Annotated in this window: 18 protein-coding genes and 1 riboswitch; of the genes, 2 read left to right on the forward strand and 16 right to left on the reverse strand. The window is 32.3% G+C overall.

Annotation, left to right across the window (positions count from 1 at the left end; genetic code table 11):
• Positions 1-343: 343 nt before the first annotated feature.
• The 13 genes from DWX74_RS06155 to DWX74_RS06215 all read right to left on the reverse strand — a co-directional run bounded on the left by DWX74_RS06155 (position 344) and on the right by DWX74_RS06215 (position 14,615).
• A complete protein-coding gene (locus tag DWX74_RS06155) occupies positions 344-1,123 on the reverse strand; it encodes a LytTR family DNA-binding domain-containing protein (RefSeq protein WP_158573241.1) in 780 nt (259 codons plus the stop codon).
• Positions 1,124-1,484: 361 nt separating this feature from the next.
• Positions 1,485-2,357, reverse strand: coding sequence for a YitT family protein (locus DWX74_RS06160; protein ID WP_006440317.1), 873 nt, complete (start codon positions 2,355-2,357; stop codon positions 1,485-1,487).
• 193 nt (positions 2,358-2,550) lie between these two features.
• A complete protein-coding gene (locus DWX74_RS06165; RefSeq protein WP_118549189.1) occupies positions 2,551-3,714 on the reverse strand; it encodes an iron-containing alcohol dehydrogenase in 1,164 nt (387 codons plus the stop codon).
• Positions 3,715-3,744: 30 nt separating this feature from the next.
• Entirely contained in the window at positions 3,745-4,611 is an 867-nt protein-coding gene (locus DWX74_RS06170) for a MurR/RpiR family transcriptional regulator (protein WP_118549190.1), read from the reverse strand.
• A 199-nt stretch (positions 4,612-4,810) separates the two neighbouring features.
• Complete coding sequence (locus DWX74_RS06175; RefSeq protein WP_118549191.1) at positions 4,811-5,392, reverse strand: tRNA (mnm(5)s(2)U34)-methyltransferase; 582 nt, start codon at positions 5,390-5,392, stop codon at positions 4,811-4,813.
• A gap of 298 nt (positions 5,393-5,690) precedes the next feature.
• Complete coding sequence (locus tag DWX74_RS06180) at positions 5,691-6,407, reverse strand: pseudouridine synthase (RefSeq protein ID WP_118549192.1); 717 nt, start codon at positions 6,405-6,407, stop codon at positions 5,691-5,693.
• A 26-nt stretch (positions 6,408-6,433) separates the two neighbouring features.
• Positions 6,434-7,132, reverse strand: a complete 699-nt coding sequence (locus tag DWX74_RS11195) for a hypothetical protein (protein ID WP_199647584.1) — start codon at positions 7,130-7,132, stop codon at positions 6,434-6,436.
• 467 nt (positions 7,133-7,599) lie between these two features.
• Positions 7,600-8,892 carry a diaminopimelate decarboxylase gene (gene lysA / locus DWX74_RS06190; protein ID WP_118549193.1) on the reverse strand — a complete coding sequence of 431 codons (1,293 nt, stop codon included), beginning with the start codon at positions 8,890-8,892 and terminating at the stop codon, positions 7,600-7,602.
• A gap of 30 nt (positions 8,893-8,922) precedes the next feature.
• Positions 8,923-10,116 carry an aspartate kinase gene (locus DWX74_RS06195; RefSeq protein ID WP_118549194.1) on the reverse strand — a complete coding sequence of 398 codons (1,194 nt, stop codon included), beginning with the start codon at positions 10,114-10,116 and terminating at the stop codon, positions 8,923-8,925.
• Between the two features lie 132 nt (positions 10,117-10,248).
• A riboswitch (Lysine riboswitch) is annotated at positions 10,249-10,417 on the reverse strand.
• Between the two features lie 123 nt (positions 10,418-10,540).
• Complete coding sequence (locus DWX74_RS06200) at positions 10,541-11,092, reverse strand: CD3072 family TudS-related putative desulfidase (protein WP_118549195.1); 552 nt, start codon at positions 11,090-11,092, stop codon at positions 10,541-10,543.
• A 156-nt stretch (positions 11,093-11,248) separates the two neighbouring features.
• Positions 11,249-11,806: a CD3073 family putative ECF transporter S component gene (locus DWX74_RS06205; RefSeq protein ID WP_118549196.1), complete on the reverse strand. Its 558-nt coding sequence runs from the start codon at positions 11,804-11,806 to the stop codon at positions 11,249-11,251.
• A gap of 265 nt (positions 11,807-12,071) precedes the next feature.
• Entirely contained in the window at positions 12,072-13,811 is a 1,740-nt protein-coding gene (locus tag DWX74_RS06210) for a hypothetical protein (RefSeq protein WP_118549197.1), read from the reverse strand.
• Between the two features lie 135 nt (positions 13,812-13,946).
• Positions 13,947-14,615 carry a hypothetical protein gene (locus DWX74_RS06215; RefSeq protein ID WP_118549198.1) on the reverse strand — a complete coding sequence of 223 codons (669 nt, stop codon included), beginning with the start codon at positions 14,613-14,615 and terminating at the stop codon, positions 13,947-13,949.
• A gap of 334 nt (positions 14,616-14,949) precedes the next feature.
• On the opposite strand from DWX74_RS06215, the gene DWX74_RS06220 reads away from it, so the two are divergent.
• Positions 14,950-16,614, forward strand: coding sequence for a glutamine--tRNA ligase/YqeY domain fusion protein (locus tag DWX74_RS06220; protein WP_118549199.1), 1,665 nt, complete (start codon positions 14,950-14,952; stop codon positions 16,612-16,614).
• A 539-nt stretch (positions 16,615-17,153) separates the two neighbouring features.
• Here DWX74_RS06220 and DWX74_RS06225 read toward each other — a convergent pair.
• From DWX74_RS06225 to DWX74_RS06235, 3 genes are all read right to left on the reverse strand, one after another.
• Complete coding sequence (locus DWX74_RS06225; protein ID WP_118549200.1) at positions 17,154-17,768, reverse strand: hypothetical protein; 615 nt, start codon at positions 17,766-17,768, stop codon at positions 17,154-17,156.
• Between the two features lie 113 nt (positions 17,769-17,881).
• Positions 17,882-19,552: a gamma-glutamyltransferase family protein gene (locus DWX74_RS06230; protein ID WP_118549201.1), complete on the reverse strand. Its 1,671-nt coding sequence runs from the start codon at positions 19,550-19,552 to the stop codon at positions 17,882-17,884.
• Between the two features lie 81 nt (positions 19,553-19,633).
• Entirely contained in the window at positions 19,634-20,887 is a 1,254-nt protein-coding gene (locus DWX74_RS06235) for a hypothetical protein (RefSeq protein ID WP_118549202.1), read from the reverse strand.
• A gap of 310 nt (positions 20,888-21,197) precedes the next feature.
• Between DWX74_RS06235 and DWX74_RS06240 the strand changes: the two genes are divergently transcribed.
• Positions 21,198-22,373 (forward strand): efflux RND transporter periplasmic adaptor subunit, encoded by a 1,176-nt coding sequence (locus DWX74_RS06240; protein WP_118549203.1) that lies wholly within the window; start codon positions 21,198-21,200, stop codon positions 22,371-22,373.
• The last annotated feature ends 254 nt before the right edge of the window (positions 22,374-22,627 follow it).

Below are 22,627 nucleotides of genomic sequence, written 5' to 3' on the forward strand. Positions count from 1 at the left end.
AACATTCTTTCAAATAACACCATATAAATCAACCCCTTTTTATTTCTCTACTACCCTTTATAAATACATTATATTTTCAAATATTTTAATGTTTTTCTATATTATAAATTTACGAAAAAAACTTGTAAATAGGTTTTACATCGATAGGGCATATAATGTGTTGAATGTGCAATTTTTGTTAAATCCTCGCTTCACGTTTATTTTAAATAACCATTTATTTACTAAATAAACTTTTGAAAATAAAAAAATAGCTGCTACATAAATGACAACTATTTCTTTTAGGATATATGATTTAGAGCTTTACTTAATACTTAACATCAAGCAAAGTTTATCACTTGCTAAATTAATCCCTACTATTCTTTTTTTCTAAAATCGCCTTTATATCTTCTCGAATCTGCATATACCTCATTTTAGGTATAGGTAGCTCTTCCCCTGTAACAAGCGTCAACTTATATCTCTCAATTCTCGAAACATAGTGACAATTTATATAATAACTTCTATGCAATCTATAAAAATGAGATGGCAAATCTTTCTCTATCTCACCCATAGGTGTCTGAACTTGCCTATCCCCATTAACCATATGTAAAACACATTCTCTTTCAACAGCCTCCACATACTCTATCATCTCGCAATCAATAAAGCTTATACCACCATTTTCCTTTACAGAAATCTTACATCCTTTAGATCTTCCACTTTCCTTTAATAGACTCTGCACATACTGATATGTTTGACGAGTAACCTGCACAGGGAAAATCTCATCCCCAACAAGTTCATTATATTCATTAGAAACGTGCATATGGTATAGTTTATACTCGTCGCCTTCTCTTCTATAGCAGAATGTCGCACGCTGCTTTTCTATACAAATCATTTTAGATGCTTCATCTGCATATAGCATATACTCCCCAAGCACCATGAGCTGATCTTCATTTCCAGTTTCAATTCTATAAAATTCAGGCTCCTCTAAATCGAAAGGTGGCATGATAAATCCATCCTTAAACCAAGACTTTACTGCCTCTGCTCCAAAAGCCAAAAGATTTCCAATACTTAGCCAAACACAATCTTTAGCAAGAACAGAAAACAATGGCTCTGTATTTAATTTATAATACTCACGAATAATATACAACGTATCCTCGCAAATAGTCTCCCTTTTAACTTTAATAAAAATCACCCCTTTCCAATACTTTCCTTCATTATAGAATCACAAAAAAGTATTGTAAATAGGTTTTACATCAATAGGGCATATAATGTGTTGAATGTGCAATCCTATTCTCCATTCTCTACTTTAAACAAGGTAACAGCTAAGAAAAAGATTAATATTTTTATTACATAGAGGCTTTTGCTAAGTTTACTTTCTTTGCTTGGAAATTAAATATATCTCCGCACTCGACAATGCAGCTCGACTGCCTGGAGAGAAGGAGATATATTTTTTCCAAGCACCAAAAAGGAGACTTCCTCAAAAGCCTCCTATAACAAAAATATTAATCTTATTCTGCTGTTACCGGTTTAAATCCATTACCTAATGCTTCATGTATATCAGTTATTATTATAAATGCTTTAGGATCGACTTCTCTTACAAGCCTTTTTAGCGCAACAACCTCTTTCTTCTCAACTACAACCAAAATAACATTTTTATCAGCACCAGTGTACGCACCTTCACCTTTAAGGAAAGTCGCACCTCTGTCTAACTCTTCCATTATCTTGTCTGTGATTTCCTTTGAATGATCAGAAATAATCATAAATGACTTAGAATAGTTGAATCCTTCTATCATAAGGTCGCTAACCTTTATAATTATGTATAAAGAAACAGAAGAATACAGTGCTATTTCTATCTGACCTGTTGCAAATCCTGACATAACGATTACTGCACAGTCTATAATTCCTAAAAGAATTGGTATACTCAATGTTGGGAACACCTTATTAATTAATAAAGCCATTAAGTCTGTACCACCTGTAGAACCACTTATTCTAAGGATTAACCCCTGCCCGATACCCATAAGTATTGAACCGAGTATTATAATTAGGTAAATGTCCTCTGTTATGAATATTGAAGACATACTCTCAGTCACCTTTAACGCAACTGTTAATAATATTATTCCTAGTACTGTTTTGATACAGTCTCTCTTGCTCAAAATCTTGTACGCTGCGATAAATAGCGGTACGTTTAGAACAAGGTTAACAATCCATAGAGGAATTCCAAAAAGCATATTAAGAACAACTGCAAGCCCAGTTATCCCACCAGATGCAATTCCATAAGGATTGAAGAATAAATTTAGCGAAATCGCCATCATAATACATCCTATTATTAGAATAAAAACATCGCTAAATCCTAGTCTTAAACTTTCTTTTTCTTTTTCCAAAATGATCCACTTCCTTTCATATCTAATTATATATGAAATTTTTCTTTTTTCATAGTTTGAGAAAATATTTATTTCCTTCCCATATATAAAACGAGTTTATTAGCAGTAAAAAAAGGACTGAATAAGCAATCAACAGCGACAATGCAACTCGATTGCCTGGAGCGTTGATGCTTATCAATCCTTTTCCCTTATCCTATAAACTCATTTTATATATTTCTAATACATCTTCTTTACTTAGAGATACGTATCCATATTTTGCACCTCTTTTAGATGCAAATTCAGCCATAACTTCTAAGTTTTCTTCATCTATACCAACTTCTCTTAAATTCATTGGTATTCCTATACTTGCGAAGAAATCATAAGTCTTTTCAATAGCCATATTAGCTATCTCAAATTTATCTAGTGAAGAATCAATTCCCCATACATTAACACCGTAATCGACAAATTTACCTACAGTTTTGTCGCTTAATATGTGTTTCATCCATCTTGGAGTAAGGATTGCAAGTCCAACACCATGAGTTATATCATAGTATGCACTTAATTCGTGTTCCATTGGATGAACTGACCAACCCACATCTGTTCCGTAAGAAATCATACCATTTATTGCATGAGAGCTAGCCCACATTAAGTTTGCTCTTGCATCATAGTTTTCTGGCTCCTTAACAGCTATTGGTCCAAATTCTATACAAGTTTTTAATAGTGATTCAGCGAATCTATCCTGTAAATAAGCACCTTCAACATCGTGGAAATATGTTTCTATAATGTGGCTCATTATATCTGCAGTTCCAGCAGCTGTCTGGTTTGCAGGCACTGTGTATGTGTATTCAGGATCAAGTATTGATACTCTAGGTTTTAAAATTTTTCCACCCATACCTAATTTATCATTTGTTTCCATATTAGATATAACAGCAAATCCGTCCATTTCTGAACCTGTTGCTGAAAGAGTAAGTACTGATATTATTGGAAGTGCTTCTTTTATAAGAGAGCTTTTTAGCACTAAATCCCAAGGATCTCCATCGTAAAACGCTCCAGCTGCTATAAGCTTACTACAGTCGATTACGCTACCTCCACCAACTGCAAGTACTACATCTATCTTACATTCCTTACATAGTTTAACACCATCTCTAGCAGAGTCTATTCTTGGGTTTGGAGCAATTCCAGAAAGCTCAAATACATTGATATCAGAATCATTTAACTGTTCCATAACCTGGTCGTAAATTCCATTTCTTTTAATACTATTTCCACCGTATACAAGAAGAACATTGTGTCCAAAGTTTTTAACTTCACCTCTTAACTTAGATATCTGTCCTTTACCAAAATGTACTCTTGTAGGAATATTATAGTCAAAATTCTTCATATCACTACCTCCAAAATTTATATAAATTTCTTATTCAAACATTCCGTATTTATCCCACATCTGCTCTAAATCGTCGAAATGTTCTTTTATATCTTCTTTTTCCTTCATACCTACTGCTACTGCTAGTGCATTTGCCACACTCATTGCAGGAACTAGTGAGTCGACAAATGACGCCATATTACTCTTAACTATTAACGTATTGTCAGATACTGAAGCTATTGGCGCAAATAAACTATCTGTTATAGATATTACCTTTGCTCCTTTTTCCTTAGCATATTTTACTAGCTGGAATGATTTTTTAGAATATCTTGGGAAACTAAATGCTATTACAACATCATCTTCACCAATTCTTACTATCTGCTCAAATGCATCCCCCATGTCCATTCTTACAGTATGAACATTGTCTAGTATTATTCCTAAGTAGAATCCTAAATACTGAGCAACAACAAATGATGTTCTCATTCCAAGTATGTATATTTTTCTAGCTTTTAATAATCTAGAAACAGCTTCCTGGAATGCTTCTCCATCTATTTCTTCAAGAGTTTCTCTTATGTTGTCTATATCCCCTTTTAGGATTTTGTTAAGTATTGTATTTTCATCAGAGTAGTCGTTTGCCATTTCAACCCTCTGAACTGTAGTCAATTTATTTTTTATTAATTCCTGTAAAGCTGCCTGTAGTTTAGGATATCCTGAATATCCTAGTGCATTTGCAAACCTTACAACTGTTGATTCACTAACTCCGACAGTTTCCCCCAATTTGCAGGCAGTCATAAATGCAACCTTGTCGTAATTATTTAGTATATACTGTGCTATTAACTTCTGACCTTTACTTAATCTAGTATACTGTGTCTGTATATCTGAGATAAGCTTTTTACTGTCTTTTAATGTTTCATCCATTTTTTCTTTCTCCTTTTACCCTATATCTTTATTTTTATTAAGAATGCAGCTCAATATACATATATTCAAATTTTCTGTATATTGACATCGAGCATATATAAAGATTCATTTCTCTACCATATTATAACACTTTATCCACTTATTTTTAATATGTAAGTGCAATTTTTTTGTCATATTTTTATTTTTTGGAAACTTTTCTTTATACTTGTTTTTTCTTTTCTATTAATATTATAGATGGCGGGTTATTCTTTTGATTTATAAACTTAGATTCAAACACATTATACTCCTTTTGATCTAAATTTGCTGCGTAATCAAATACTGCATTTCTTTCTTCCATTCCACCCTCATGACCTGTATAGATTGAAATGCAAACCACTCCATTTTCCTCAAGCAATGCCACCGACTGCTTTATAGCCTCTATAGTTGTATCTGGCTTAGTTATTATCCTATGCTCGCATCTTGGCAGATACCCTAAATTAAACACTGCACACTTGATGCTGCCTTTAACATAGTTGCTTATATTTTCGTGTCCATCTAAAATAAGCTCTACCCTATCCTCAAACTCAAGCTTTTTAACTTTCTTTTCAGTAGATTTTATCGCCTCTTCCTGAACATCAAAAGCATAAACCTTGCCATTTTCGCCAACTAACTCAGCTAAAAATACAGTATCGTATCCATTCCCCATAGTTGCATCTATACAAATATCGCCTTCTCCAATGACCTCTTTAATGTACATCTTGGCGATATTGTTTACATTGTCAAAATTATTTCTCTTTTTCATATATCCATCTCTTTTCGTAAAAAACTACAATAACAAAAGTCGTTGTGTATAATCACTTCACTTTATCTTTTTATTTTTTCCACATTATATTATAACCAACTTAAACATTTAATACAATTATTTAATCTACTTTATTTAAAATTTAATTCATTTATTTAATCAATACTTCTATAGAAAAAGGGACTTTAAAAAAAGCCCCTTTTATAAATTTCTGTTTATTTTTATAAATTTTTATTAATCGAAGTCTATTGTAAACTTCATTCCACCAATCTGAACTGTGTCTTTTTTAGCTAGTAATTTATTTTACACTTTTTAAGTATGCCACTTCTTCATCAGTTAGGTTTCTATATTCTCCAACTTCAAGTCCTCTTATATTTATTCTTCCCATCTGGATTCTTCTAAGATTTCTCACTGGATGATTTATAGCCTTGCACATTTTTCTAACCTGTCTATTTCTTCCTTCGTGAATAGTAATCTTACAAACTGAATAATTCTTTTCCTCGTTCACCTTCACGATTTTTAACTTAGCCTTTGCAGTTGTGTAATCCTCTATCTGTAATCCGTTTTCAAAACGTCTTTTCTCCTCAGGAGTGATTATACCATTTACCATTGCTAAATAAGTCTTTTCAACCTCATGCTTAGGATGAGTAAGTTTGTAAGTTAAATCCCCATCGTTTGTAAGGATTAAAAGCCCACTTGTTTCGTAGTCAAGTCTACCAACTGGGTAAACTCTCTCATCTACATCCTTTAATATATCAAGCACACTTGGTCTATCAAACTGATCTTTTACAGTTGTTATATATCCCTCAGGCTTGTTAAGAAGTATGTACACCTTCTTTTCTTCCTGATTTATAGCCACTCCATCGACCTCTACTATATCTTTTGTTTCATCTACTGTTGTAGATAATTCAGTTATTAGCTCGCCATTTATTGTTACTCTCCCAGAAATTATAAGCTCTTCTGCCTTTCTTCTTGAAGCAACTCCACACGAAGCTATGTATTTATTTATTCTCATTTTAATTCCTTTCTAACTTATATCTTCTATTCTGCTGATTCTCCTCCAGAGCTTTCTCCACCACCTGAAGAACCTCCTGATGAATTTCCTCCTGAAGATCCTCCTTCATTAGAAGAACCACCTGAAGAACTTCCTCCTGACTGATTTCCACTGTTTCCGCTATTATTGCTGCTTCCACCATTTCCACTTGAAGAGTTTCCTGAAGAACTTCCTCCAGAACTACTATTATCACTTGGTTTTTCTGGTTTATTAGCGTTTGGATGTGTTGCATTTGAGTGAAGCGCATCAGACTCTACCTGACCTTTATTATTTTTAGCAGCTTCCTTTGCATTCTGCTTTCTCTCTTCTCTCTCAGCATTTAAATTCTCAACCAATTTTTCTAGCTCAGCCTTCTTCTGCTCAGCTTCCTTCTTTATCTTTGAAGAACCATTCTTTAACCGAAGAATCTTTTCTATTTCCTTTAATGCCTTTTCATACTCTTCATCGCTCTCATATTCTTCAACTCTTAACATTCTCATTGCCTGACCGTACATATCTCTGGCAACCTTATTCTCACTATCGCCTTCAAGTACATCAGAAAACTTCTGCATCGCAGTCTTGTACTCATGCTTCTCTAAAGCTATCTGACCATCATTAAAAAGCTCAGAACCATCATCAGACTTACACGCAGTCAAACTAAGAGCCATAACCATACTAAGCGCAATCAATTTTATTTTAAATTTCATAATATCCCTCCTACTTATTCAATATAATTTTAACATATCTTTACATATATGTCTTTACCTTTATTATTCTCATTCTTCATGCTCGATGTACGCAGCTTCAGAATTATAAAAAATTAGGGCTACTTGCAAACTTGCAACAAGCCCATTTTATTAGCCATAATCTTTTATGAATTTACTAACTTAAAAAGAGCGGTATAAATCAAAATTGGCTAAAATATTGATAGTATTTAGCATATGAGTTATATAGACAAAACTCTCTCGACAATCTGCAGACGTGGGTTTTAATTACAACAAAATAATTTACCTACACGCACGTCGAAGCCTGGAGAAAAGTTTGTCTATATCTCATATGCTCCTCATAATAACACAGGTTTAGCCAATTTTGATTTACCCGCTCTTATACAGATAGTAAATTCATAAAAGATTATTCTAAAAAAGGCTGTTGCAATTTACAACAGCCCTAAGTTTTATAATTCTAAAGCAAGTACATCTTCGAATGTTTGTCTTCTACATACTGGTGTTATTTCACCATTTTTTACAGCTATTACAGCTGGTTTCTGTATTTTGTTATAGTTTGAAGCCATTGAATATCCATAAGCTCCTGTTGATGTAGTAATTAAAATATCGCCACTTTCTATCTCAGAAATTGCAACATTATTTATAAGGATATCTCCACTTTCGCAGCATTTTCCAGCGATAGTTACTCTATTTTCTGTATCTCCATTCATCTTATTTACGATACTACATTCGTATCCTGCATGATATAGAGATGGTCTGATATTATCAGTCATACCACCGTCAACACTTACATACACTCTAACATCTTTAATATCTTTTATTGAACCTATTGTGTATAGAGTACTTCCTGCATTTGCTATTACAGATCTACCTGGCTCTATAACAAGGTGAGGAACTTCCATACCTAACTCAGCACAAGTTTTTTCTGCTCTTTCAATTATAGACTCACAGAAATCTTTTATAGCTCTTGGTTTATCTTCTTCAGTGTAATAAACACCAACTCCACCACCTAAATCTACATCTGTTAACTCTATACCGTAGTTTTCTTTTATTTCCTTAACAAGTTTCATCATAACATCTACTTCATCAAGGAATGGTTCAAGCTCAAATATCTGAGAACCTATATGTGCATGAAGTCCAACTAATTTAACTCTTTTGTACTCTTTTAATTTTTCGATTGCATTGTATAAATCTCCATTTACAAGTGCAAATCCGAATTTTGAATCTATCTGTCCTGTTTTTATATACTCGTGAGTATGAGCTTCTATACCAGGAGTTATTCTAAAGTATATTTCCTGTACTTTATCTTCTCTTTCGCAAATTTCTTCTAATAAATCTAATTCATAGAAGTTATCAACTACAAATTTTCCAACTCCATATTCTACACCCATCTCAACTTCTTCTCTTGTTTTATTGTTTCCATGGAAGAATATGTTCTCCATTGGGAATCCTGATTTATGAGCTGTGTATAATTCCCCGCCAGATACTACATCAAGACACATCTTTTCTTCTTTTATAAGTCTGCACATATACCCTGGTAAAAATGCCTTACCTGCGTATGCCACTCTATTTCCATTTTCTTCAGCTTTAAAATATTTTCTGTATTCTCTACAATTATCTCTTATAAGCTGCTCGTCAAATACATAAAGAGGTGTTTTGTATTCTTTTACCATATCTAGGCAATTTACACCACCAATATAAAGTTCGTCGTTTTTTATTTCCATACTCCCATGAAGTTTCATATCCTATTCCCTACTTTCTTTCAATTTATCTTATACATTAAATTCTTCGCACATTTTCTGTATAGCTACTTCTTTGTCTGAAGTATTTATTGCGCAAGTTATTCTTATTTCTGATGTTGTTATTAATTTTACTCTTATATTGTTTTCTTTGAATATTCTAAATACCTTTGAAGCAACACCAGAAGTGTGTTTCATTCCAAGTCCTACTAATGAGAATTTAGTTATATCGTTGTCTACAGCTATATTTTCATCTGAAGTGTATTTTTTAGCTAATTCTATACATTCATCTACTTCATCTTTTGGTATAGTGAATGATACGTTTAATTTTCCGTCTATTGGAGCTGTCTGGCTTATCATATCCACGCTTATAGATTTATTTGCTATATCTTCAAATAGAGCTGATACGTTGTCCATATCTAATTCTTTTATTGTTATTGAGCTATCTGCATCACTTGTTGCTATTCCTGTTATTACTTTATCTTCTAATTTCATGTTTTTTCCTCCTCTTATGTATGTTCCTTTTACTGTTCCACATGTACGTCCTACATATACTTCTACTCCATATTTCTGAGCAAGTTCTATACTTCTTGAATGCATAACTTTTGCACCTAAGCTTGCAAGTTCTAGCATTTCTTCGTATTCTATTTCATCAAGTTTTTTAGCATCTGCATATGCTCTTGGATCTGTGAAGTACACTCCATCTACGTCTGTATATATTTCACATTTTCCGTTTAATTTAACTGCTAATGCAACCGCTGAAGTATCAGATCCTCCTCTTCCTAGAGTAGTGATATCTCCTTCGTCATTAATTCCCTGGAATCCAGTAACTACTACTACATATCCCTCATCTAAACTTTCCTGTATTCTATCAACATTTATATCATCTATTAATGATTTTCCATGATTTCCACTAGTATGTATGTCTAACTGGTAAGCATTGTAGCTTATAGCTTTGCAGCCTAGAGCTTCTAAAGTTATGGCAAGCATTGAAGCTGATATCATTTCACCAGTTGATAAAAGAGCATCTAGTTCTCTTTTACAAGGTTTATCTGTTACTGATTTAGCCATATTTATATATCCATCAGTAGTTTTTCCCATAGCTGAAACAACTACTACTATGTTAGGATCAGTTTTCTTTCTTTCTATTATTCCCTCTGCTATTGCTCTAATTTTGTCAGTGTCGGCAACAGAGCTTCCACCGTATTTCTGTACAACTACACTCATTCTTTTACCTCCTAATGAATAATAAAAACCTTTTGCAAATTTCTATAATTTTGCCAAATATATCGCCCTTTACTTTATTTCTAATAAAAAAACGGTCCAAAGGAAACTTTGAACCGCTGTATTCATACAAAGTAACCTTGTAGCTCAACACTTATTAAAGCGACAGTCCTGCATATGTTATATACAGGCCCAGAAAGAATTATTGCCATACATTCTATCTTCGGCTATATCCCCTTTCTCTAAATTCAACGTCTGCCAACTCCTCTAGATACTATTGAACAATAGCGCCTCTACCTTGGTTTATTATTCTGTTTTTTTTGATAAGTATATTAAAACATATTATTTCCAATATTGCAACTTTTTTTCTGAAAATTTTAAAATTTATGTAAAAAATATTTATTACACCTTATTTTTTATTATTTTTTTATTTGACAGCGTTTTCTATTCTTTCACAGATTTTATCCGCTGTTTCTGTCTGGAATCCGAACATTTCTAATTCTATTCCATTTTCAGAAAGTATTTTTGAAATTTCGTCCATAAGTACTCCCATTTCTCCTACATATTTTATGCTGTCTATTGTCTGTCTAAGATTTGGATTACTTCCTATTTCTCCTCTCCAATCTCCAACACAAGTAAGGTCTACTCCACAAGATGGACTTCCATCTATACCTAATATTCCTATTATATTGTAGCCGTTGTTTATATATTCCTGTAGCTGCTGTAAGTATATTTCAAATTCACATCTACATACGTTTCTGAAATAAGGTGTGTCAAACTGGTCTTTAACGTGTCCCCATCTCTTTGTTCCATACATTATAAGCTCTGGACATGGTAGCTGAATTATCCCAATTCCATTTTCTATAATTGTTTTCATTACCTTTCTTCTAGCTTCTTCTCTTCCTTCTTCTTCTCCAAAACTTTCTACCTTAGAGAAAGTATTTAACATACAATGAGATACAAGTATAATATCCTTCATAATTTATTACCTCCAAAAAATTTTAATTTTTAAATTTCTACATAATTAGATTTTACAACAAAAAAGAGCCTTCTCAAAACGTTTTTAACGTATATAAGATGACTCTTTTTTAGCTTGCAAAGATTTATTTGGGATTTTATAAACTCCTCGCCAGCTTTAGTTTTCCTGTGATTTAAACTGAGCAAGGAAATTCTTAGGCATTTTAGATATAAATAATACAACTAATAAACAAGATAATGGTTTATCAACTATATTACTTAATATTCTTGGTATAAATGCTGCTGTGAATATCTGCTGTCCTGCCTGTAAAAGTGCTCCAACTAATAAGTCAGCTCCACTTCCGCTAAGTCCACCGAACATATAAACTGATATAGGTGTTCCTATCATAGGACAAACTACAGCAAGTATGATACCTGTTATGATAGCTTTTTTGTAACCAAAGTTTCCTTTTTTAGCTATAAATCCTACTATAAGACCTGTAGCTATATTTACTAGTGCGAATGGTATGTTTGTAGGATCTGATATAACACCTAGTACAAGGTTACTACATCCACCTATTAAAGCACCCCATAATGGTCCAAGTACAACTGCACCAAGTATAGTACCTATAGTATCAAGGAATAGAAGTGGTATCTGTATCATACCCATAACAGTTCCTAATACAAGGTTTACAACAACACACATAGCACTAAATGTCAATTTTTTAGTATTCATAAAAAAATACCCCCCTTATTTTATTATGCTACAATATATAGATTATTATAATTTGTGCAAAAAATAAAATAGATTGTATCTATACACTTCAATTACTTATATAAATATAATCTATATACTATTTTTATTTATAAACTAAACTATTTTTACAGTTTTGCTTTAAATCTATATAATTTTATTTTTAGCTATAAAGTTTTTAATTTTTCATAATAAAAAAATACTGCTATAAAACATATCGAAATGTTTTTATAGCAGTATCATATTTTTATTGTTCTTTTGTTTCTACTTTATCCGTAGTTTCCTTGTCTTTATTCTCTTTTTTATCGGCTGTATTCTCTTCTGATTTTTTATCTTTTGGCTTAGCTTCTTCTTTCTGCTCAGCAGGTTTACCTATATTATAGTTGTCAAACTCATCTATTTCTATAACATCTTTTTCATCTTTAGAGAATGTAATTTTTATTTTATCTCCTTCTTTAGTAAGAGGTAATTCTTTAGAAATTTTAGAAGTTGCATAGAATATATTTCCTTCATCTGTGTCTAAAGTCAGATAATATACTGTATTGCCATTTTTAGTATCTGCAGCAATTCTCTTAACAGTACCTTCTAGCTCTTTATCAAATTCATCAGATTCGTCTATTTCTAAGCTGCTTCCACCAGATTCTAATGCATCTTTGTAGTTCTTCATAGCTTCAGCCTTATCCCGTCCTACTCCAACTATGTTGTAGTCCTCAACAGATACGAATACAACTCTCTTAACAAGACCAGCCTTATCTTTTAGTGATGATACATATGTTGGCTGTCCTAATATATTGTACATAACTGGGAATGTTGCTTCATAGTTCTTTTCCTGAACACTACCTTCTGCAGATTTCATGGCAGCCATTTCAGTTGCACCTGGCTGTTTATAAAGTTTTGCTTCTTTAGTTCTTGAGTCGACAAGCATAAATCCTATAGTAGATTCATCTCCACCTGCTGAAGTTATTCCTGTGTACCAGTATGATCTGTCGTCGTCACCGTATACTAAAGATGTTCCTTCTGTAGCTTTTAATACACCTTTTTCAGATATTACTGAGTTTATAAATCCATTTACATAAACTCCCCAACTGTTTATCTGATCAACTACAAAACTTTCTGGCTGAATTCTATCTACCCATTCTGGAGTATCTTTTATAGAGTAGAATTTAGTTTCTCCTGTTTTCGTATCAACTATAGCAGTTCCATTTACATTAGCTCCACCAAATCCTACTTTATGTTCATAAAGAGAAACTACCCAATATGGTTTACCATTGTCGTCTATTTCTAATGTATAATCTGCCATACCTTTACTCATACCACCATTTATATAAACGTGTCTATGTAAATCCTGAAGTATGTACGCATCTGGCTGATATACTATTTTTACATCTTCTCCATTTGCTTTCTGAACAAGTTTAACGTCTTGAGGGTCATTTGCAGATACCATAACGTATCCATTTGTACCACTCATATTTGTTACCCATTTTATAAAATCTCTATGAACTAGAGGTGCTACCCAGTAAAGTTTATCCTTTACTTTCTGTATGTGGAATTCACCTAGTTTAGATACACTCCCTATTGCTGGTACTTCACCTAATTTTTTATCTCCTAGTTTCATAGCCATATCTTCATCGACTATTCTTATCTCATTTACATTTACAGGGCTGACATCCTTTGTAAATTCACTTTCTTTGACAGTCCCAAGTAAGTTTCTGTATGCCTTAGCTCTTATAATTGGTGTAGATGCTAAAGTCGGTAAAACAACTGCAATTGCTAAAATACCTATAGCTATTTTAAAATTCCTTTTGTTTGTAATTGTAAATCTCTGTTCTTCTCTGTCAAATACTATGTTAAGTATTCCAGCGATTACAAAGAACATCGCTAGCACATAGTATAAAGATGTGAAATCTACTCTAAGCACTGGCAATTTTACAAACGCATACACCGCAGTTATTATAAATGAAATAGCGTATGACTTAAAATTCTTCATTTTATCTCCTTTCAATCCTCTTTCTTTTTAATTTTATTTTGAATCCTTAGAAAAGATTATATCATATAAAAAAACGGTTTGAGTAGTTATTTTACTATCTCAAGCCGTTTTTTATTAATTCTTTAGATTTTTATACTATGCTGCTGGTTTTAAAGAGTTTCCATATTGAACTAATATGTCATAAGCATACTGAATTGCATCCTTTAAAGTAATCCGCATATCAGCTTTTATTTCGTTGTTTTCAATCTTTATTCCTGTAAGATTTATAGGTTTTAATGTTTCTTTAGGAATTATAATTGATCTATCTCTTATTTCAAATGGAATTTCATTCTGCTGTGATGCCATTATCTTTCCAAGTAGACCACCATGAATATTTATTTTACCAACCTTAACATTGTCCACATTGACAACTAATGCTCCGTCTTCTACAGATGGCACTACACTTACTGTAGCTTTAGTTTTAATAAACTCTATCTCAACAGGAACAGTTACCATCAATTTATTATCTTCTATTTTTATATCGTTAGGCATCATATCGTCTTCATAATTTTTCATAAATGTATAAACTATGTTGCTTATGTCCTCTGCTGTTAAATTTATGCTTCCTTCAAAGCTTTCTGTTTCTTTGTTGAATTTAAGGCTTTGCAGTATTCCCATCTTTATAATATCTTCTTTAGTTATTTCTCTGTTTCCTGTAGTATCCCATTGCATTCCCCCTTCTGGCTGCAATGCGTAGAAAAGCCCTCCAAGTGCCAAGACTACCACTACAAGAAGTCCAACCAAAATTTTTAAAAATTTCTTCATAAAAATCACTCTCTCTTTATTAGTTTTACTAAAATTGTTTTTATGTATTAATTTCTTTTTTTCATTATACATCTTTTTTAAATTTATTTCTAATTTTTATCATATTTTATTTATACCCAAAACGTTTTCTATGTACTCAGAAGATATTTTTAATTCTAAATTACAGCAATTAGTTTCAAAAAATATCATAAATTCTTCTTATCCTCTTTATTTTTTTCATATATTAGATTAAAATTAATGTATATTATAAATAAAATTAAACTGGATTTTTCTATTCTATTGAGCGATTTTAATAAATAGAAATTCAAAATATATGCTTTGGAGGAATAATAATATGGCAAATGAAACAGTATCATCTAACTTTATAAAAAATATAATCATTGATGATTTAGAAACAGGAAAACATAAAAGTATAGTTACTCGTTTCCCACCAGAACCAAACGGATACTTACACATAGGACACGCAAAAAGTATATGCCTAAACTTTGGTCTTGCTAAAGAATTCGCTGGTAAGGTTAATATGAGATTTGACGATACTAACCCTACAAAAGAAGATGTAGAATATGTAGACTCAATAAAAAATGACGTAAACTGGTTAGGATTTAACTGGGACAATTTATTCTTCGCTTCTGATTACTTTGAAGAAATGTACAACAGAGCGGTTTTATTAATCAAAAAAGGTAAAGCATTCGTATGTGATTTAAACGCTGACCAGATAAGAGAATATAGAGGAACACTTACTGAACCAGGTAAAGAAAGTCCTTACAGAAATAGATCTGTAGAAGAAAACTTAGATTTATTTGAAAGAATGAAAAACGGTGAATTTGCTGATGGAGAAAAAGTTCTTAGAGCTAAAATAGATATGTCTAGCCCTAACATCAACTTCAGAGATCCTGTTATATACAGAATAGCTCATGCAACTCACCACAACACAGGAGATAAATGGTGTATATACCCAATGTACTCATTTGCTCACCCACTAGAAGATGCTATAGAAGGAATAACTCACTCTATATGTACTCTAGAATTTGAAGAACAGAGACCTCTTTACGACTGGGTTGTTAGAGAATGTGAAATGGAAAGCGTACCAAGACAGATAGAGTTCGCTAGATTAAACATGACTAACACTGTAATGAGTAAGAGAAAATTAAAATTACTTGTTGATAACAACATAGTTGATGGTTGGGACGATCCAAGAATACCAACAATATCTGGACTTAGAAGAAGAGGATACACTCCAGAATCTATAAGAAACTTCTGTGCTGAAATAGGTGTTGCTAAAGCAGACTCTACTGTAGATAGCCAGCTATTAGACTTCTTCTTAAGAGAAGACTTACAGCCAAAAGCTCCTCTTGCAATGGCAGTTTTAAGACCTGTTAAATTAGTTATAGACAACTATCCAGAAGATCAGGTAGAAGTTCTTGAAGTTGAAAACCATGCTAAAGACGAAACAAAAGGTAAGAGAAAAGTTACATTCTCTAAAGAATTATACATAGAACAGGAAGATTTCATGGAAGAACCTGCTAAAAAATACTTCAGATTATTCCCAGGAAACGAAGTTAGACTTAAAGGTGCATATTTCGTAAAATGTACTGGCTGCGTTAAAGACGAAAACGGAAATGTTGTAGAAGTTCACTGTACTTACGACCCAGAAACAAAAGGTGGAGAAAGCAACGATGGACGTAAAGTTAAATCTACTATACATTGGGTAGACAGCAAAACAGCAGTTCCAGCAGAATTTAGATTATTTGAACCATTAATACTTGACGATATAGAAGAAAACAAAGGAAAAGACTTCTTAGATCAGATAAATCCTAATTCTCTTGAAGTATTAGAAGGATTTGTTGAAGAAACTCAGTTAAAAGGAGCTCAGCCTCTTGATAAATTCCAGTTCTTCAGAAATGGATTCTTCAGTGTAGACACAAAATACACAACTGAATCAAAAATGGTATTTAATAGAATAGTACCATTAAAGAGTAAATTCAAATTAAATAAATAATTTTATGTATATATAAAGATGGCGCAGGATGTTTTATGTTGCCATCTTTTTTAATGCTCGAAATTAATATCCAATCTCCTCTCCAGGCTTCAGCGCCCCACACTGTTAGAGTAACACATTTAGCAGATGTGGGGCGCTTGCAGAATTGTCGCATAAGGTTAAACTAGTCTTTTTTCATATCACAATAAAACAATCATATTTTATATATTTTTTAATTTAATTTTGAATTTACACCTTTAATGGTTACTACACAAGAACAGTTGGATAGTTGGTTAAAACTTTTTACCCTCTCTTCCCATTATGCAACTTGTAAAAGTATTTAAATGTGTATATAAAAAGAGGTTGTAGTTTTTTCATAGATTTTTATTCTGCTTAGCTCAAAGTCACAAATTAGTCGAAATTCGACAATCTACAGACGCCTCACAACTTATAAATGTGTTACATAAAAGTGTGAGGCGTCGAAGCCTGGAGATGAGACTATTTGTGATTTGAGCTGTACAGTTAATAATCTTGAAAAACTACAACCCTTTTATATACCCCTATTTAAATACTTTTTTGCAAGTAAATTTTTCCATGGTTTTTACTAGGTCATTGAAGTAAGGTACTTCTATATTCGATTCTACATGTAATACAGTATCACCTTTTAGTGGTTCTCCACCTTTTTCTGTTAGTTTCCCTTCTTCTCCGTATAGATACCCGTTGAATCTTCTTATTTTGCTTCCAGTTTCTTTCATTTCAAGTATCCAATTTACGTCAGTTCTTTTTACTTCATGAGTTTCTGCATATTCGTTTATATTTCTCCAACTCATTACATAGCATTTTAAAACATTATTTAAAAATCTTCTATATTTTAAGCTTCTTATTTTATCTTCAGAAATCTGTTCCATATTGTCAAATGAAGGCCCTTCAAATTCTTTAATCCAAGCACCAACCATATTTTTTTCCATAACTATTTTTCTGCATAGACCGTCTTTTTCTACAGCTAGGCTTACTTCTTTTATGGCATTGTACATAAATCCGTATATTTTACCAAATTCGCAGCCACAACCTTCACATCTATATGGATTGTCAATTTCTTCGTTTACCTTTCCTTCTCTTACTATTTCTACTATTTTATCGCTAGTCCCACACAGTGGGCATATTCTTTCTTCCATTTTTTCCCTCCACATATACAAAATATCAAATTATATTTTACAATATAACTTAATATATAACAACAATTAAGCAAATTGTTTTCATATTTAACATCAATCACTATAAATATTTATTAATAAACAGCAACGTGTCCGTCGCATCTTTTTTCTGTTCCACAGATATATCCACCTTTTTCGTTCTTTAGAATTATCTGCCCTCTACCCATGTTTATTTTATCAGACACAACCTTAACATCGTGGCCTTTTTCTTTAAGACCCTCTGCTATTCCAGCTTTCATATCGTCCTCAACCTCGATTTTCATACCATCAATCCACTGCCATCTAGGTGCATCAAGCGCTTCTTGAGGATTCATTGCAAAGTCAATTAAATTTGTAACTGCTTGGAACTGACCTTGAGGCTGCATAAATGCTCCCATTACACCAAATGCTCCAACAGCTTCACCATTTTGTTTGATAAATCCTGGAATAATTGTATGGTATGGCTTTTTAAATGGCTCAACAATATTATCGTGATTTTCATCTAAGCTAAAATTGTTTCCTCTATTGTGAAGAGCGATTCCTGTTCCTGGAATTACGACTCCTGAGCCAAAGTTCATATAATTGCTCTGTATATGAGATACCATATTTCCATCTTTGTCAGCTGTGCACATATACACCGTACCACCACAGAATGGCTCTCCAGCTTCTGGAAATACTGCTTTTTCTCCTATTAGCTCACTTCTCTTCTTAGCATATTCCTGATTTAACATAGCACCCACAGAAACAGTCATTTTCTTAGGATCTGTTACGTACTTCTTAGAATCAGCAAATGCCAACTTCATACACTCAATCATCTTGTGTATATTATCCACAGTCTCTTTTTCTTCATCTAACTCCAACTCTTTTAGTATATTTAATGCAATTAAAACTGTTATTCCATGCCCATTTGGAGGAATTTCGCATATATCATACCCCTTGTAGTTTGTGCTTATAGGTTCAACCCACTGAGGATGGTATTTTTCTAGGTCTGATTTTCTTATCATTCCACCAAATTTTCTACTATGTTCATCTATTAATTCAGCAATCCTTCCTCTATAGAAACTTTCTGAACCAGTATTTGCAATTTCTTCAAGAGTTTTTGCTTGAGCTTCACATTTAAAGATATCTCCTGCTTGTGGAGCTTTTCCATCTATTGTAAATGTATCAAACCATTCTTTTAAAAGTTCTTTATCTACAAGCTCAGCCTCTACATCCTTCTTAACTCTATCTTTAGGAAGTTTTTCAAGCTCTTTTAAATCATTTGAATAATCTTCAAAAGACTCCTCCCAAAGTTTTGCAACATTAGGATAAACTATATAACCTTCTCTTGCGTAATCTATCGCCGGTTTTAAACATTCATACAATGATAACTTACCAAACTTTCTATTTAACTCTGCCCACGCAGCCGGAATTCCAGGAACTGTAACTGCTCCAAATCCATGTCTTGGCATTTTTTCAAGTCCTTTATATGCTTCTTTTGTCATAAGCTCTGGTGCAAAACCACTAGAATTCAATCCGTATAATTTCTTTTCAGATTCTATCCAAACTAGTGAATATGCATCTCCACCAATCCCATTGCTTGTAGGCTCAGTAACTGCAAGTGCTGCAGCAGTTGCAACAGCAGCATCTACTGCATTTCCACCTTTTCTTAGTATATCTAATCCTGCCTGGGCTGCCTGTGGGTTTGATGTAGCCACTGCCCCACTCTTTGCATACATAACATTTCTTTCTGATTTGTATCTATTTGACAAAACATTAAAATTCATACTCTACCCCTCACTTCTCAATTTAACTTTCTTACATTTATAATTGTACTTCTTCACCTTTATAACTTTACTTTTTATCAATTATCTATGTATTTTATAATACTCACATCCAAAAATGCTTTTCCTATTACATTTTACTACTGTTTCTGGTAAATTTTCTAGACTATTGTATATCGCTGCAGAAATAGATGCATTTTCTTTTTTACCGTCTATCACTACATCAGCATAGTAACGTCTAAGTCCCTTTGCTGATCTACTGGTATCTTTTTCAAGTGCAATTACAGTTTCGTGATTTTCTGGTGTAAATGTAAGTGCATTGTTTAAATGATCAGTAGTACAAACTATTATCAAAAGCATTGCTAATGCGACAGTAGCCATTTTGCCAGTCTTTTCTCTTATTTTGCGTTTTTTTAGCATTATCATATAAATTGAGAATAATATTAAAAAGTAAATCACTCCAAATTTAATCTCGCTATGATTTACATAATTTAATTTAGGTAAATTATATAGCATAAATAAGGCTATAATGGCAGATGCATATGGAATCTCGTAGTGGAACTCTCTCCCATCCTTTGTCTTAGTTGGTAATTCAACGACCATTTTAGGATATAGATATATATAAAGCCCCCAGATAAAAAGAAGTTCTGCAGACCAAACAATATTTCTTATACGAGTTCCTAAGAATAAAGCTACTATAGAAATAACCCACATCGCTATATTTAGCTTTCTTATCATTTCTTTTTCTTTATTTATCTGAGCTAGTCTATCCTTTCTCTTTATATGTTTTATCTCATCTTCTCTATTTTTCTCAATTTTATTTCTTGTATTTAAAATCCAATTATCGAACTTTCCATTTTCTTTTTCCTTTATCTCAACGCCATTGCCCTTAAAAGCAATTATTGCTTCTTCAATTCCCTCGTATCCGTTATTAAATGAAGCTATTTTCTTTCCTTCTTTAGAAAAAATAGTATAATTTTCATCGTTCATTTTATCTAGCTGTACAAATCCTATCTCTCTATATAAATAATTTTTCCTTTTACCAAATGTTGGGATATACTCAACTCCCTCATTAGTTAAAATTATTTTTCTTCTATAGTATTTTATAATTCCGTAAGTAAGCACTACTGTAATGATGATTTCCATGACTGTACAAGTAAGCAACATCACTCCATCGTTCTTTGAAATAGCTAGATTATTTGCAATCATAGCAAATATAGCATTAAAAACAAGCCCAATAAAAAATATATATAAATTAACTTTCTTCGTTTTTATAATTGCTCTTGAAAAAGAACTTTTCTGTAAGTTATCTTTTGTATTTTTGTTTCTCTTAGCCATAAAAATCACCTCTTTTTATTTTTTTATTGAAAATTGTATAATTTCTATTCAAGTGACATATAATATAAATAGAATGAAATATCAAACACAATTTTCTGATAATTCTTTAATATTATTATCTCATTATATTTAATATTTAACAATAATTTTTAGGTTGAAGTGTCATTATTATTTTGCTTGTAAAATTTAAAAACTATAAAATTAAATCTATAATTTGATAAATACCTTTGACTTATACATACTAGTTTCATTATAATAGTATTATGGTTTTTAATTATATTTTGATTGTATTATATGAAAGGAGGAAACTATGGCAAAAATTAAAGGTTTCTTTGGAAAAATTAAAAATGCTATTATATCCGGATTTAAAGGATTTGGAAATTTCATAAAGAACCATAAAAAAGGAACTGCTGTTGTGGTTGTGATACTACTTGCTGCAGGATTTATGGTTGGAACTGACTACGTAAGAAGAACTAAGGAAGAACAGAAGATTCGGGAAAAATACGAAATTTATAAAATACCAGCTTATGAAAATATAGACATAAACGGTATGGTTACTCCTAGAGAGTCAAAACAGTATGCTAACCCAGAAAACAACTCTTTAAGCGATATAAGTGTTGAAAATGGGCAGGAAGTAAACGATGGAGATTTACTTTTTACTACTAAGGACAACTCTGTTATAGAGCAGATAAATGTTTTAAAATCTCAGTTAACTAGTTTAAACTCTCAGAAATCTCGTTTAAGTAAAAACAATAAAGACAATGTAAATAATGATGCTATTGCTTCTATAAATACTCAGATTTCTTCTGTAGAAGCGCAGATATCAGCATTAAACAGTAGTGCATACGTTAAAAACACTGCTCCATTTGCTGGAAAGGTATACATAAACGACCAGAACTCTACTGATATGAGTACATCTTTTATATCTCTTGTAAGTAACGAGTTCTTTATGAAGGGATATGTTAGCGAAGACGATTTAGAAAAAGTTCAGGTAGATCAGACTGTAAGTATAAAAGTAAATTCTTCTGATAAAAAAATGACTGGTAGAATAAGCTATGTTTCTGATAGACCAACTACTGCTAAGACAAAAGAAATGAAAGATAATTTATCTTATTACGAAGTAGATATATCTTTTGAAGATCAGGAAGGTCTAGTAAATGGATTCCACGTAGATGCTGACCTTGAAATAGTATCTAATGAATACAAAGTTCCTACAACTGCAGTATTAAAGAGTGGAGATTCTGCTTATGTAATGAAAGATCTTGATGGAATACTTAAAAAACAGGAAGTTACTATTGTTAAAACAGGAAAGAATGTGACTAAGATAGTTACAAACCTTGAACCAGGAGATAAAATATTAAAACATCCAGATAAATCTATGAAAGAAGGAGATGCAATCCCTTCTGCTGGACTTGTTGATAAATCTCCAAAAATAGATCCTGAAAAATTAAAAATACCTGACGTCAATGGACAAATAGAAGAGTAAAAGTATAAATAGGCTGTTGCAATTTTGCAATAGCCTTTTTTGTTGGCATAATTTTTATAGATTTACTAGAGTGAAAAGAGCGAATAAATTAAAATTTACCAAAAACTTTGTCACTATGCGAAGCATATGAGATATAGACAAACTCTTCTCCAGGCTTCGACGCGTAAGCGAAAAACAGTTTTGTTGTAGTTAAAACACGCGTGATGGGGTCCCAATTTGTTGAACTTTGTGAGATAGTAAAAAAACTATCTCAC

Origin of the sequence: Peptoclostridium sp. AF21-18 (genome assembly GCF_003478825.1) — a bacterium.
Lineage (GTDB): Bacteria > Bacillota > Clostridia > Peptostreptococcales > Peptostreptococcaceae > Peptacetobacter.